General features: G+C 40.3%; 8 protein-coding genes. 1 reads left to right on the top strand and 7 read right to left on the bottom strand.

Annotated features, from left to right (window positions below):
- Positions 1-241: 241 nt before the first annotated feature.
- Positions 242-4,135 (bottom strand): beta strand repeat-containing protein, encoded by a 3,894-nt coding sequence (locus CDG77_RS24295; RefSeq protein ID WP_094331913.1) that lies wholly within the window; start codon positions 4,133-4,135, stop codon positions 242-244.
- 354 nt (positions 4,136-4,489) lie between these two features.
- Here CDG77_RS24295 and CDG77_RS24290 point away from each other — a divergent pair, with 354 nt between their 5' ends.
- Positions 4,490-4,738, top strand: a complete 249-nt coding sequence (locus CDG77_RS24290) for a hypothetical protein (protein WP_094331912.1) — start codon at positions 4,490-4,492, stop codon at positions 4,736-4,738.
- A gap of 354 nt (positions 4,739-5,092) precedes the next feature.
- Here the strand turns inward: CDG77_RS24290 and CDG77_RS24285 are convergent, their stop codons facing one another.
- The 6 genes from CDG77_RS24285 to CDG77_RS24260 form a co-directional block, all read right to left on the bottom strand.
- Positions 5,093-6,499, bottom strand: coding sequence for an MATE family efflux transporter (locus tag CDG77_RS24285; RefSeq protein WP_223269947.1), 1,407 nt, complete (start codon positions 6,497-6,499; stop codon positions 5,093-5,095).
- Entirely contained in the window at positions 6,492-7,523 is a 1,032-nt protein-coding gene (locus CDG77_RS24280) for a sucrase ferredoxin (protein ID WP_094331911.1), read from the bottom strand. The genes CDG77_RS24285 and CDG77_RS24280 overlap by 8 nt, the downstream gene beginning before the upstream one ends.
- Before the next feature lie 21 nt (positions 7,524-7,544).
- Positions 7,545-8,927, bottom strand: coding sequence for a cytochrome P450 (locus CDG77_RS24275; RefSeq protein WP_094331910.1), 1,383 nt, complete (start codon positions 8,925-8,927; stop codon positions 7,545-7,547).
- Between the two features lie 20 nt (positions 8,928-8,947).
- On the bottom strand, positions 8,948-10,327 hold the full coding sequence (locus tag CDG77_RS24270) for a cytochrome P450 (protein ID WP_094331909.1): 1,380 nt from the start codon (positions 10,325-10,327) through the stop codon (positions 8,948-8,950).
- A 5-nt stretch (positions 10,328-10,332) separates the two neighbouring features.
- Positions 10,333-14,439: a non-ribosomal peptide synthetase gene (locus CDG77_RS24265; RefSeq protein ID WP_094331908.1), complete on the bottom strand. Its 4,107-nt coding sequence runs from the start codon at positions 14,437-14,439 to the stop codon at positions 10,333-10,335.
- A 105-nt stretch (positions 14,440-14,544) separates the two neighbouring features.
- Positions 14,545-16,647, bottom strand: a 2,103-nt coding sequence (locus tag CDG77_RS24260) for a KR prefix domain-containing protein (RefSeq protein WP_143857084.1), incomplete at its 5' end; no start/stop codon positions are given.

Below are 16,647 nucleotides of genomic sequence, written 5' to 3'. Positions count from 1 at the left end.
TCAACTTTTTTAAAAGTCGGGAATCTAAATTCAGCAAATATCCCCTAACTCCCAATACGGTTTGGTTAAGGTGTTTATTCCTCGAAGATCCCCCCCAACCCCCCTTAAAAAGGGGGGCTTATAACCGTCTTCTACCCCCTTAAAAAGGGGGTCGCCACAGGCGGGGGGATCTTATCCAAACCGTATTGACCCTACATACACTTAAATTTTTCCAGAAATCAAACCGGATTCCTACATAACATTAATTAGAACATTCTCGACTTAATAGCATCTGTCCATTATTTAGCCGATATAAACCTTGCGGTTCGATAATTGCATCGCCTTTCTTCCAGGGACGGGATGTAGTTTCAACACCTCTGACTTCCCCAGTTGTATAGTTAGAAACCAAAACCCCAGGACGATTGCTAGTCAAAGCACCGGAACCTGTGATGGTAAAAGAGTTTTCTTGTCGCTTAGTGCTGCGTGAAATGCAACTATTAGCGATGAGTGCATTAGTATCAATGACTGGAGGTAATTCGGTGAAGCTATTTTTGATGGAACTTGTATCGGGTGCGTTGATATTAACCGCACCTGCAACGCCTCGTTCTGAACTGGCGGTAATATCACTTCTTTCCGTTGGCTTTGTCCGCGACTCGATACCGAAGATACCTTGAGAATTGATTTTGACGTTTCCACCTGTTCCGGTGAAAGCATTGGCTGTAATATCGCTGTTTTCTTCGGGAATGGCAATGATAAATTTTGAATTGATATCGATGTTACCACCATTGCCACCTAATTGCGCTGTACCTGCGGTGGTCGAAATTTGGCTACTGTTACGCAATAATAAGCGATCGCTGGCAGTTAAATTAATATTTCCACCATCACCAGAGTTAGTTATTGCAGCAATAGATGCTTTGTTATCAAGCGTTGTGGAAACAGAATTAATATTAATATCTCCGGCTTTTCCTTGCCCAAAGCTGCTTGAACTGATTCCCCCGCGATTTAAAAATAAAGAATCTGTTGTCAGATTAATATTGCCTCCATTGCCTACAGCAGTTGAATTAACAGTACTAAAAACACCGCTAGAAGAACCTGTGGTGCCAACACTGTCAATTAAAATGCGATCGCGTGCATCAATGGTAATATCACCTGCATTACCTTTAGAAGAAGTACTAGCATTAACTATTCCACCATTAGTTAAAGACAAAGAACCTGCTTTCAGGTTAATATTGCCTCCTCTACCTTCAGCTTCAACTTCTAAGGTAGTAAAAACACCGCTTGAATTTCCATTCCTACCGACACCATCAATGCCAATAGCATCACCAGCATTAACTATAATGTCACCTGCATTACCTTTGCCAAAACTGCTAGCAGCAAGTTGTCCACCGTTGCTTAGTGTTAAGGAATTGGTTGTAATTTGAATATCCCCACCTTTGCCAACTCCAGCAAACAAATCACTAAAAACGCCAGTCGGTTTATTGCCAGTAGTACCATCGATAATTACAGCATCGCGGGTATCGATAAAGATATTGCCACTATCACCTTGACCACTACTAAAAGCGGCGAGTTCACCACCATTTTTTATAAATAATTCTCTGGCGTTGATCCGAATATTCCCAGCGTTACCCGTGCTACTGCTTACCGTAGGACTGCCTATGGAAGTAATTAAACTATTTTTCCCACCATCCAAAGTTACTGTATCACGGGCATTGATGGTGATATTGCCTCCATTTCCCTGTCCACCTGAGTTTCCAGCAATGGTTGCACCGTTGGTGACGGAAAGTGACCCTGTTGTAATTTCGATGTCACCTCCTTTACCTTCACCACTCGCCAATAAACTAAATAAACCACTCTTTGCATCAATAATTTTACCAATACTCAAAGTTACACCCTTGACGACACCATCAAAATTTACGGTATCACGAGCATTGATGCTGATATTCCCACCATTACCTTTTCCTCCGTCATGTGAAGAAGATATTGCACCGCCATTTGTGAAAAACAGCGATCCTGTTTCAATTTGAATATTTCCGGCGTTACCATTGTATGCTTCCATAGTGGCACGACTAGATAAACCATCACCGCCAATTCCATCAAAAGTAATAGTATTGCCAACATCAAGAAAGATATTACCTCCATTTCCTTGTCCGCCGTTACTAGCATTTAGTTGCCCACCATCTTTCAGTAGTAAATTACTTGCAGTGATGCGAATATCACCACCATTACCTATCGCGTTCTCAATACCGAAAGTTGATAGTGTACTGCCATATTTCATTCTCCCTCCAAAACCTGAAAGTGTGACATTATCGCGGGCATTAATAGTGATATTTCCTGCATTTCCAACTCCAGCAGTAAAGCTAGATATTTCGGCACCATTAGTAACAGAAAGCGATCCTGTAGTAACTTGAATGTTTCCTGCTTTTCCGACACCTCCAATGTTTAAGTTGCCTTTCAAACCACTAAACGAATCATAATTCTTATTATTAAGGTCAAACTTACCCGCGTCGATAAAAACGCCATCTAGCTTAACATTATCAGAGGCTTCAACGGTAATATTTCCGGCATTACCTTGTCCTGATTCAGTCGATACTTCACTGCCATTAGTTAACGATAGTGAACCTGTTTTCAGGTAAATATTTCCTCCGTTACCTACCCCCTCTTGGGACACACTACTACTAACATCGCTCTTAGTATCGAAGGCTATATTATCAAGGGCATTAATGCTGATATTCCCAGCGTTTCCTTTGCCAAAGATAATGCTATGAATATCGCCTCCATTGGTAGCTTTTAGCGTACCTGTCGTGATTTGAATATTACCACCATTACCTTGTCCTAAAATATCAGTATTAAGGTAAGCATGATTACTTAGTGCAAAAGAGCTAGATTTGATATTGATATTACCACCATTACCTGTTGCTCCTGTGAATACAAAGCTACTAATTCCACTATTCAAATCATCTTTTTGACCTGCAACAGTAACAGCACCTTGAGCATTGATATTTACATTTCCTGCATTACCTTGTCCATAGAGACTAGCATTGATTTGTCCAGCATTTTGTAACGTCAATGTCCCAGTCATAATATTGATATCGCCACCTTGACCAAATGCTTTTTCTTGCACTACGTTAGCGATGAAACCTTTATCTATTAACGTTGTATCTCCTGTCGCATTAATATTAATATCTCCACCTTTACTATTTGGAGTACCGAAACCTATATCTATTCCCGCTTTTAGTTTACTTTGCCCTGCTAAATTTACATTTCGAGCTTGAATGTTGATATTTCCGCCACCCTCACCGCGAACATTGACTTCTGCGCCATTACTCAACGAAACATCGGCGCGTTCCACATTCTCAGATATAACTAAACCCAGATTATCACCCGCAATATTCAATCCCACATTTCCCGGTGCAGCCAAACCTGCTAACTCAACATTTCCGCCATGAGCCTGAATTCCACCACCATCAATATTGATATTTCCACCAACAAGCAGCAAACTTTTACCATCAGCAACTTGCAAACCCCTAAGATATCCACCGATGGGATTAATCGCTACAGGTGTTTGAGATTGATTGATAATTCCCCCATTTACTTGGATTTGATTAAACAGCAATACTGAAGGATTAATAGTCAACAACGGCACAGCTTGGGGATTTATGGCACTAAAAACCCCTTGATTGCCAAACTGCAAACCGTTCGCAGTCGTTCCCACAAAGGAACCTTGTACATCTAAACTGGCATTTTTCCCAAACACAATGCCATTGGGATTTATCAAAAATAAATTTGGGCTAGAATTACCAAATGTACCGAGTATCCCCAAAATTTCTGAACGGTTATTACCTGTCACTCGTGCTAGAATATTTTGGATATTTGCGCTAGGACTGAAGAAATACGCCGCCCGTCCCTCGCTGATATTAAATTCTTGAAAGCTGTGAAATAGATTGATTTGGCGAGTTGAACCACCAGTAATTACTTCTATGGGTTGTCCCTGAAAGTTGTCTATAACTTGAGAGGACTCAGCGCCAAGTGTGTTATCGGGTATGATATTGCTTTGCTGCGCCTGAGTTTTAGCAGTAAAGATACTGACAACTAAGTAGCCCAGTACACTTGCCAATCCGAACTGCAAACACTTGTGTAATCCGTATTGTCTAGTCATAGGGTGCTATTTATATAGATTACTTAAGTATCTAATAGAACTGCACCTTTAAATAAGAAATAAGCAAGTATTCGTTAATTATGCAGTTTTCTGCAATGAAGCGACGATCTTGGGTCGGTCGGAGGCGATCGCATTCCTGTATTCTCCAAAGCAACATTTTTAATACAAGGTGCGGTGGTCAGATACCTAACTTATTAAAAAAGCCGGCTATCTTGCAACCCACGAATTATTTGTTTTAACAACCTTGTTCGGGTAATTTAATAGCGATCGCACTTCCTTTTCTTCCGCTATACGATCGATAAAGCAATCTATCAAAAAAAGGAAGCATCTATGTCTGATTCCTAGAACCAACAAATTCTGCTCAAAAATTACCCGATCGCAGAACCCAAAGAGAGCGATTTTGCTCTTGTCAAAACGGCAATTCCAGAACTGGGAGAGTCAGAAATACTCACCCGCACGATTTACTTGTCCCTTGACCCTTATATGCGAGGGCGGATGAGCGATCGCGCTTCTTATGCAACTCCAGCAGAATTAGGCAAGGTTATGATGGGTGGTACTGTTATTAACAAAAACAAACGTGTAACTCTTGCAGTAAGAGGATGAATGAACAAGTATTTTGCTGTGATTTTAGGTACTTAGCGATCGCCCCTAACCCCCCTTAAAAAGGCTACGGCGTACACACATCTTTGTACAAACCCAAAATCTTTGGATTTAGGGGGTTCTAGAACGTTTTAATACCTACAGTAGGACTTTTCAAACATCCTCTAAGAGGTGTTCGTCGATTAGATACAAGTGTCGCAATAATTACTTATTTATTGCCAGAACTTGACTCTCTTAAAATAAATGTAAAAAAGCTCTATCTAAATAGTCGTGTTCATTTTGATATAATTATTAATGTGTTTTATATTATTAACTAATAAGTTGGTATAGCAAGTACTGAATAACCGAATAATTTGATTATTGGTATTTTTCTATTTGCATTTTGGTTAAATTCTTAAATTCTAAAAATGTCAAGACTAGTGCAATTAAAAGAATTACAAAGTTTGTTATTAAAATCCCCCAATATACACCCATAACACCCATAATTTTTGATAGAAATAGCACTAGAGGAATGAATATAACTATACTATTTAAAAGAATTATAATTGTAACTATTTTACCCTTTCCTATGGATTGAAATAAAGTTGCTCCAAAAGAAGTAAAGGGTATGACTAGTATTATTAAACTAAGAATACGAAAATTTAATAAATCATTGTAATTAAAAGTAACGTCTGGCAACAGCCAAACTAGAAATGTTTTTGGGGATAATTGTAGAGGGAGCCAAAGTAATGTTAATAACGTAGTTCCACCAATAGCAAAAGTTAAATAAGCTTTTTTGAGTCTCTCATAATTTTGAGATCCATAATTTATACCAATCACAGGTTGCAAGGCTTGTGTAAAACCATTTAAAGGAACGTGTGCTAATGAAGTTAATCTCAGTGTTGCTCCATAAAAAGCTATATCATTATGTGTTCCGTAATTAGAAATTGATTTCAAAACCACAAAACTATCAACTAAACCCATAACTTGAGTAAGTAGCGCTGGTATTCCCACTGATAAAATAGCAGGCAGTAAGTCTATTGCCAGAACAAACTTTTTGGGATCGACTGGGATAGAACTTTTACCAAAAAGAAAATAAGTTAAATTTAGAATGCTATAAATAACCATTGCAACAACACTAGCAATGGCTAATCCCTGAATACCCCAGCGAAAGACGCTGACAAATATGATATCTAAGGTAATATTAACGATTACAAAAATGCCTGAAAATATGGTGGCTAGTCTGATTCTGCCTTCTGATTTGATAATCTGACTCGAAGCTACCGCTAAGATAAAAAACCCCGAACCAAGCATATAAGTCTTAAAATATTTTGACCCCGCAGAGGCAACTTCACCATTTCCTCCCATGAATCTAATGAATTCTTCACCAAATGTGTAGCTAATAGTTGTGACAAAAAAACAGATAATCGCACTCATTACGATTAAATTGCCAAAGATTTTAGACTGGGTTTTGATATCTCCAGAACCAATAGCTCGACTGAGAACAGAAGCAGAACCTACCCCAACTAACAGAGCAAATCCAATTAATATATTTGTGAGGGGTAATGCAAGGGAGATCGCTGCAACGGCAGTTTCACCAATAAATTGCCCTGCAAATAAAACATCAGTAAAAGTGTTCAAGCCTAGTAGTAACATTCCGAAAATACCAGGAAATGATAACTTGAACATCAGTTGAATGAGATTGCCTTGGAGGATCTCATTTGTCAGTTGAGATTGTTTTTGTGCAGTCATTTTAAAGTTTTCAAATTGTTGTTGTTTAATCAACCTTCACTAAACGGCTAACGCAATATTGCTTCACCGCCTCTAACTCCATTTCTTTTGCTGAGTTCAATGTACTCATGACCTCACCATTGACTTCAACTCTGGCTTCATAAGTACCTGATATGCTGCCATCGATCGCGGCAAAATGAATGCGTACATCAGCCCAGCTAGCACGATCCTCTTCATGAACTTCTTCTTTTGCCAGCACTTCACCAGCTTTCAAATAATCGAGCCAATTCCAACCCAACTCCATCCAAATTTCGCGTTCAGCAATTTGCTCAAACTTAGTTAAACCCGCCCATCCTCGGTAGAACTGACGCAGGTCAGAGACTGAACCATTCCGCAGTACCAGTAAATCCAGCACTTCTGGCACTAAATGTCCCCATAAACATCCTTGGGGTAAATCAACTAGAGTCGGGGCAAACTGATGACCGCCAAAATGGGTTGTTTGCCACACTCTTAACTTTCCGTTGGAAGCAGGAGCATATTCTTTGCGTAATCGCCGATACAAAGGAGTGCCAAATCTGCCACAAGCAAGGTCAACTTGAGCATGAGTGCAAACCATGAGTTCTCGGATGTGATTGGTTTGTTGCTGATACTGCTGAAACTTTGATAAATCGTTAGGCTGTTGCATCAACTGCTTCAGTATTGCCGTTACCAAAGCAGTTGTTTCCTCATCTGGGACAACAAACTCTTGTTTTTCAAACTGAGAAAACATCTCCGTAGAACGATAGTAGTAGAGGAAGCGGGTGAAGCCAGGGTGGGAGTACTCGCGATCGGGAGCAATTAACATTGGTCGCAGCTTGACCCCATGTTTGACCACTAACTCTTGGAACAGACCCAAGAGTGGCTTTATTCTCGGATGTTCCTCAAAGATATTTTCCGGCCAAGGTTGTGGAATTTCCATAATTATCCAATGGTCGTAAGTCCCTGCTGTACCAATTGGATCTTCTCCGTTAGCTTGAGAAACCAGCGAGCAAAAACGACAATCTGTCAAGGGAAGTCGATCGGTTTGTTGGGTTTGCATATTTATGAGCTAGTTGTATATTTAAGTAAAATTATTAACCAACTGTGGCGATCGCTCTTGAGATGCACGCCGACTGAGCATTAACATTTTCAAGCCACTAGCCGGGGGATAATTAACACCTCTAGCCTGGGGTTTTTCTACTTTTTCTGGATGCGCTAGGGCTAGTTTGTAGTGTGAGAGAATTGTTGCTAAAACTAGCTTCATTTCAAAAAGCGCTAATACCTCACCTGGACAGCGACGAGCGCCACCACCAAATGGTAAAAATTCATACTGAGAGTATTGTCGCTCCAGAAAGCGCTCTGGCTGGAATTGCTTCGGTTGGGGATATAAGTCCTCACGCTGATGCGTCAGATAAATACAGCCGATGACTACTGTCCCTGGACTCAATTCGTAGTCCATCACCTGAATTGGTGATTCTACTAATCGGGGAAATGTGACTACCTGAGTCGGATAAATTCGTAGGGCTTCATTACAGACAGCACTGAGGTAGGGTAGTGCAACAATCTTCATCGGATCTGGGGATTCACCTAGGGTATCGAGTTCTTGAAGTAATCGATCGCGAACAGTAGGTAAACGGTGAATCCAGTACAATGACCAAGTTATGGCAGTGGCTGATGCATCTTGACCGCCGAATAACAATGATGGGAACATATCGCGGATATCCCGATCGCTCATTGCTTCACCAGTTTCATCGCAAGCAAGTATTAGTTCAGAGAGGACATCGGTGCGGGAAGGGTCAGGTTGCGATCGCCGTTCGGCAATTTCAGTGTAGAGGAGTTTGTCAAATTGCCGTTGCAGGTCAAGCCAATATCCCCACGGACTCCACCGACCTAAATCCTGTCGGAGTAAGGGATATGACAGGGCTAATTTCAGCCAGCGAGAACGGGCGAAACTTAATAAATTAGAAAGGAGTTGCCTAAATTGTTCGTAACGCTCTCCCTCATCCAAACCAAACAAAGCTTGTAATATTACCTCAAGGGTAATTTTTTGCATAGTCGGATAAGCGAACAAAGGTTTGCCGATAGCCAGATTGTTCATCACTTTATCTGTAACTTGACAGATACGCTGCCCGTATACTTTTACCCTAGTTCCGTGCAGGGGAGGCATCAATAATTGACGTCGATGTTTATGGCGCAAGCCATCAAGCATAAGTAATCCGTTGTTTCCCACCAGGAGAGCGCCACCTTGGTTCAACTTCCCAGAAGCTGTAATTTCTTTGGCACTAGTAAAAATCTGCTTTATCCCCTGTGGGTTGCTGACATAAACGATTGGTGTAGAACCAGCCATAACAGTGAAAATATCACCATAGCGATCGCCCATAGCATCCATTAATCCCACGGGATTAGTCTTAAATTGACGACTCAGCCACCGGGGGGAAGCTTTTGGCCCTTCAGGTAATTTCATTAGTATTTTTTAATTGTTTATTAAACTGAACTAACAACCGATGGCTGCGACTGTCCTTGATGCTGACGACGACCATGCATGAACATTTTTACGCCACTAGCCGGGTAACAAATCAGACCCCCAAATTTTGGTTTTTCTGGTCGCTTGTCAACCAACGCTAATTGATAACGTGAAAGAATTGTCGCCAGTACAAGTTTCATTTCAAACAAAGCAAAAGCCCCACCAATACAATTACGCGCACCGCCGCCAAAGGGCAGAAATTCATAGGGAGAAAATTGTTTTTCGAGAAAACGCTCTGGCTGAAATTGCTTTGGTTGTGGATATAAATCTTCCCGCTGATGCGTCAAATAAATATTACCAATGAGTACTGTTCCCGGACTCAATTCATGGCCCATTATCTCAATTGGTGACTCTACCAACCGGGGAAACGTAAATAACTGGGTTGGGTAAATTCGCAAAGCCTCGTTACAGACAGCACTGAGGTAGGGCAATGCCACAATACTCATGGGATCTGGATCTTCACCAAGGGTATCAAGTTCCTCAAGAAGGCGATCGCGAACTACAGATAAACGGTGAATCCAGTACATTGCCCAAGCGATCGCAGTTGCGGAAGCATCCTGAGCTGCAAATATGGGCGATAGTAGCAGATCGCGCACCTCTTCATCACTTAATAATTCACCTGATTCATCACGAGCAAAGATCAGATCCGAGAGGATATCGTTGCCGGAAGCATCTGCTTGTTGGCGACGTTCTTGGACTTGGGCGTAGAGTAATTGGAAAATTTCCTCTCGCAGGTGCAGACGGTATCCCCACGGACTCCACCGACCTAAATCCTTTTGCCCAAAGGGTAATTTTGTGACAAGTTTAAAAAGACGAGATTGGGATTGTTTGTTTGCAGTAGTAAATAGATGGTTAATTTTGTCATAGTGTTCTCCCTCATCTAAGCCCAAGACGACCTCAACACCCACCCGCAGGGTGATATCTTCAATGATAGGGTAAGCAAGAAAACGTTTACCAACCACCTGTTGACTCATGATTTTTTTTGTGAGTTCGCAAATACGTCGCCCACAAGCTTGCATCCGCACACCATGAAAGCCAGGCATTAAAAGTTTCCGCCGATGTTTGTGACGCGAGCCATCAAGTTGAAGTATTCCTTGGTTCCCTGTCATAAAGGCAAAACTTCGGTTCAACACACCCCTAGCTGTAATTTCTTTGGTATTAGTAAAAATCTGCTTTATCCCCAAGGGATTGCTGACGTGTACTGTTGGTGTAGAACCAGACATGATAGCGATCGTGTCGCCATAACGTTGACAAATTGCATCCATATAGCCGAAGGGGTCAGCTTGGAATTGCTGATTCAGCAGCCAATTGGGAGTTTTCGGCCCTGCTGGTAGTTTCATTAGTCTTATTTACTCGCGTTTTCTATACAAAAGTGAGCCCGATCGATACAAATTCTCAACTGTCTGGTTAATGCCTGAATATGAGGTTCAACTAACATCGAGAAATGATCTCCTGAAACTTCAATAACCTGAATAGGTTGGCTACAACATTTGCCCCAACCTAGGAAAGGGTCATCAGTATGGAATTCTGGACTTTCAAAATCATGAATAATTTCCTCAGTAGCTCGTAAGAGAGTCATGGAGTGAGGATAAATCTGCGGGACATAATCTCGCATGGCTTGGACGTGAACTTTAAAAAGTTTGTAATAACTGAGAAAATCCTGAATCTCTGTGTCGCTAAAAATGAAATTTGCTTTTTTATTCACCAAATGAAATTGCTCATCTACTGGTAAATTTTGCAGTTCCTCAAAAGGCAGAGAAAAGTCTATATTATTGCTAGTTTTTATCGATTCAGCCATGCGGAGTAAGAATTTGGCATCGTCGTCTTCTCCTGATTTGATGGTGATTTCTGGCAATATGGCATCGATCACAACTAACAAACCTACAGCTTGACCTTGCCTTTGCAATTGTTGCGCCATTTCAAAGGCAATGACACCACCGTAACAATGACCACCCAAAAAATAAGGCCCATTCGGTTGTACCTGACGAATTTCTTGGAGATAGCGAGCGGCTGTCTCCTCCACTGAAAGAATTTCCGGTTCTTCTTCGCCAGGGACATGTTCTAAACCATAAAAGGGATAGTCTTCACCCAATCTTCGAGACAAGTTGAAGTAATTACGAATTCCTCCACCAGCGCCATGCATACAAAAGAAAGGCGTTCTGGAACCGGAAGCCTGAATTGCGACTAGGGGAGAGTTCGATTTTTCACGGGACGGCTCACTAACAATAGTTGCTAGTTTTTCAATTGTCGGTTTTTCAAAAAGAGTAGATAGGGGAAGATTATGCCCAAATCGGTCGTGAATTTGCGCCATTAAGCGAACAGCTAAAAAGGAATGACCACCGATGTCAAAAAAGTTATCTTTAACCCCAATTGGGTGATTATTCAGGAGATTTTCCCAAATCTTCACCAAAGCCAATTCTGTAAAATTCCGGGGAGCAACGAAAGATAGAATGGTGTTGGCTCGGATAACCTCAGTGGTTGGAAGCGATCGCTTATCCACTTTGCCATTGGGTGTCAGGGGTATTGCATCCAATACAACAAAAGCTGCCGGGATCGTATAATTCGGCAGCTTTTGTTGTAAGTAGGGCAAGAGTTGTTGCCCGATCTCTTGCAGGGGAGTCACTATATATGCAATCAGACGCATTGAGCCTTGAGCATCATCGTGGGCAATGACAACACATTCTTGCACATCTGGATGTTGAGCGATCGCTGCGGCAATTTCCCCCAGTTCCACCCGAAAGCCACGAATTTTTACTTGGTCATCACGGCGACCTAAATACTCAAGATTGCGATCGTTAAGATAACGTACCAAGTCGCCAGTTTTATAAAGTTTGCTTTCTGGGATAAAGGGATTATTAATAAAACATTCTTGAGTTAATTCAGGACGATGTAAATATCCCCTTGCCAATCCATCACCACCAACATACAGTTCACCAACAACTCCTACAGGAGTTGGTTTTAAATAACTATCTAGTACATAAACTTGAGTATTATCAATAGGGCGACCAATCGGAACGCTAGTTAATTCTTCTGGCAATAAGCTGGCATCGTAGTAAGTGACATTAGCAGAAACTTCTGATGAGCCATAAAGGTTGATTAATTTGGCAGATGGCATCAGTTTTCGGAAAGTTTTAGCCAAATCAACAGATAGTGCTTCACCACTGGTTATCCAAAGTTTTAGATGCGATAAATGTTTAATCAGATGACTGTAGTTATCTAGAAGTAAGTGTAGTAGCGAAGGTACTAGTACTATCCGGGTAACTTTGTTATATGTCAAACTTTCTATAAACAATTGTGGGTCTTTGACAATTGCATCGGGAATAATTGCAGTTGGAATTCCTTGAAGTAATGGTGCAAAAATCTCCCATACTGAATCGACAAAACTAATAGCTGTTTTCTGGCAACAAACCTCTCCTTTGGTGAAAGGATAAGTTTTCCATAGCCAGTGTAAGCCATTGACTGTACCGCGATGAGTACCAAGAACACCTTTAGGATTGCCAGTAGAACCAGAAGTATAGATAATATAAGCTAAATTATCAGCTTTCGACGTATTAACTGGATTTTCCTGGCTTTCTTGAATAATTTCGCCTTTGTGGATGTCTAGGTAAACAGTTTTGACTAAAGATGCAGGTAGTCTTTCTAATATCTTTTCTTGACTGATTAATAGCGATGCTTGAGAATCAAAAAGCATGAAACTAAGGCGTTCCACTGGATAACTTGGATCGAGGGGAATGTAAGCACCACCAGCTTTGAGAATAGCCAGAATCCCCACAACCATTTCTACGGAGCGTTCTAGACAAATGGCAACAAGAGTTTCTGGAGTTATACCTAGTTTTTGTAAATAATGGGTTAGCTGATTAACCCTCTGATTAAGTTGCCGATAAGTTAGTTGTTCTGATTGACTAATTAATGCTAATTCATCAGGTGTTAACTTTACTTGCTGCTCAAATAATTGATGGAGAGACACATTTTGAGGATAATCTATGTGAGTCTGATTCCACTCAAATAATAGTTCCTCTCGCTCTTTAGCAGTTAATGGTGATAATTCTGAAATCCTCTGCTCTGGATTGGCAACAATACTTTCTAATAAACTTTGAAAATTACTGATAAATCGGGTGATTGTTACTGAATCAAAAATGTCCGTATTGTACTCCAAAAACCCTGTTAAGCCCTGTTGGGATTCGGACATCGATACAAAAATATCCAACTGAGCCGTACCGCTATCGAACTGCAAGGTACGCAAGGTTAAACCAGAAACTTCCTGTACAGACATTGGTGTATTTTGCAGGACAAACATCACTTCATAAAGTGGATTCCGGCTTAAGTCGCGCTCTGGTTGTAATTCTTCTACAAGTTTCTCAAAAGGCAAATCTTGATGTGCATAAGCATTAAGAGTTACCTCACGGACTCGATGCAATAATTCACGGAAGCTAGGATTACCACTAAGGTTATTACGCAACACCAAGGTATTGACAAATAAACCCAGCATTCCTTCTAATTCCGTTCGGTTGCGATTAGCAATTGGAGAACCAACTAGAATGTCTTTTTGATTTGTATAGCAGTACAGTAATGTATTAAATCCTGCCACCAAAGTCATAAATAAAGTTACATCTTCGCGCTGGCTGATTTGATTAAGCGCATCTGTTAAGGTTTTAGAAAACGTGAAGTATTGCTTGGCACCAGTAAAAGTAGCAACGGCAGGATGCGGACGATCTGTAGGCAACTGTAGTAAAGGTAATTCGCCGCTTAGTACTTGCTTCCAGTAATTGAATTGGGTTTCCAGTAATTCACCTTGTAAGCGATCGCGCTGCCAAACTGCAAAATCTGCATACTGAATGGGAAGTTCGGGTAAAGAAGACGGCTGATTTGTAGAAAAAGCTGCATACAGCGTCGCCAACTCTTGTAGAAATACACCAACAGACCATCCATCGGTAATAATGTGGTGCATCGTCAAAAGGAAAATGTGTTCTTCCTCACCCAAGCGCAGTAAAGTTGCTCTGAGTAATGGCCCTTTAGCTAAATTGAAGGGTTTCTTGCTCTCAATAGCTGCAAGTTGTTTAACCTCTCCTTCCCAATCTTTGCCAGATAAATGTTCAAGGTTAATACTTGGCAAGTCCCAATTTAATTCCGGTGCAATCTCCTGCACTGGTTGGCCATTGACAGTTGTAAAATTTGTGCGCCAGACTTCATGACGCTTAAGAATTTCATTAAGACTTTGCTGGAGTGCTGTTATATTCAGTAGTCCTTTTAAATGAAAGGCACTCGAAATGTTATAGAAGGAACTACCTTGATAAAGTTGGTCAATAAACCACAATCTTTGCTGGGAGAAAGATAAGGGAATATTCTGGTAGGTTTGATGTCTAGGAATTGTATCACCTGGAAATTTTCCCTTCTTCCATTTTTCTAGGAGAGCTTTTTTTTTCGTTGATAAATTAGAGTATTGTTTATCCATTGTTAAGAGTCGTTTAATATTTTTTAAATTGATAATTATGCTGTTTAATATCAAACTCTGTGAAATTTAATGTAACGCCAAGTCGCAGAGAATTATTAAAATTGATTAGGGAATATCATTACCTAAAAGAAGTGCCACTTCATCTTCTGATAATTCTTCGATTTTCTCAAAGAGAAGTTGCTCGATCGTTTCTGCTTGTTTCGCGGGGATTGTCGCTTGCAGTAAAAGGTCGCGTAGAGGTAACTCTACAGGAAACTTTGCTCGTAATCGAGAAACTAATTGGGTAGCGATGAGGGAATCTCCTCCCAATTCATAGAAGTTGTCATAAATACCAACTTCTGTAATCGCCAAAACTTCTTGCCAGATTTCCACAATTTGTTTTTCTAACTCGTTAGTCGGAGCAACATAGGAATTACTGAGGTTAGGTCTAGAATAGTGTGAGGATGAGTCTAATTGATTGGAAAATTTTGCGTTTGCGATGGAGTCGCCCTTAAAAGTGCGATCGCGAAGCATACGCGAAGCATATTCGCACCTGGCTTTAATATCTAAAGTAGAAACAACAACCTGAGTTCCCTCTGCTAAAGAAAATACCCTTTTAAAGACTTCTATACTTTCTGTCTCGGTGATTGCTAATTCTACCCCAGATGTCTGTGTGAGTATTTTTTCTTCTTGGGTTGCATTCAGTTGCAATTTATCCAAATTTATGATTTTCCAGGGCAAATAGCTAGTTTGGTTATGTCTTTGAGTAAAAGTATCTATTAGTTGGTTAACTCCTGAATATAATGCTAACCCGAATCCTCCAATAACGGAAGATAAAGAAGAAAGAATAATACAAAAATCTAATTTTTGATTTTGTAATACTTTTTCTAAAATAGTTATTTTATGAATTTGAGTGTCAAGTAACTTTTCTAACTCTGTTTTCTGAATTTCCGCTATTGATAAAAATATATTTTCGCGCGTTATTCCAACTGAAGAGATTACTCCATGAATTTGACCAATATTGTCCGATCCTAAAATTTGGTGCATTTGTTCATAGTTAGTTGAATCTGCACGCATGACCAAAACTTCTGCACCTAATTCTTCTAATGTTAGTATTCTTTGAATTTTTCGACTTACTTCATCTTTTTGACTATGATTTTCAAGCCAATGCAAATATTCATCATTTTCAGGGAAAGGAGAATCTTCAATGAATATAAGTTTCGTCTGGAGAGTTTTTGCCAAATACCCAGCCAGCACAACTGCAAAACTTTCGAGTCCACCTGGAAACAGGTAAACACCTTCTTTTCTCAATATGTTTTTGTCTGCAACTGCTGATAAATGTACTGAATCAAATGTTTGTATCCAACGGTAGCGATCGCGATAAGCAACAACCAAATCAGGCGACAAAGCTATAAACTCATTTATAATTTGGTCTACAATATAACTATCAAAATCTCCTCCTCCTCTCTCTGCGTTCTCTGCGCCTCTGCGATTCGTTAAAACAAAATCTAAATTCCGACAAGTAATATTAGGATATTCTTGAGGAATAACCTTACATAACCCTAACACCGTTGCTTTCTCTGGATCGAGAGTTTCGTTACCGTTAACTTCTTGGATTTGATTCGAGATCAGCCAGATTTGCAAGCGATCTCTAATTTTCTTCTTACCAATAGTTTGAGTTAAAAACAACAAACTTTGAAATTCTAGATATTTACTTAGTTGACGATTTTCAAAAGTATTCAGACTCCATAAATAAGCAATATTTTGGGGAATCCTACCCAGTAAAATCAGTTCTTTAAATAAAACATCATAGTCATCGCGGTTTTGCGGATTAATAGTGTATACACCCTCACGCAATTTGCGAAACTCTTGTCCCTTCTCTACAACAATTACATTTTTGTCATGCTGTTCTAGTCTGTTAATTAACTGGACACCTACTCCACAGTCATCAACAAATAGTAGCCATTCCTTGTCAAAAGACTCTGCACGAAATGGGGAGGTAAAATGAGGTAGCAAAGAACGTTTCCATGAGGGAATATAAAACCAGTCAGCAATGTCTTGTTTTTTATCTAAAGTTATAGAGTTGCTACTTGAAGAAAGTGATGGTGATTTTGCATCAATCCAATATCGTTGACGTTCAAAAGGATAAGTAGGCAAAGGCAGACGATGGCGGCGTTCGTGAGTATAAAATCCTGACCAATCTATTTCTACACCAGCCAACCAGACTCG

The sequence above is a fragment of the Nostoc sp. 'Peltigera membranacea cyanobiont' 213 genome (genome assembly GCF_002245975.1).
Classification (GTDB): domain Bacteria; phylum Cyanobacteriota; class Cyanobacteriia; order Cyanobacteriales; family Nostocaceae; genus Nostoc.
Note: the sequence above shows the minus strand (reverse complement) of the source record. Positions and strands in the feature narration are given on the sequence as shown.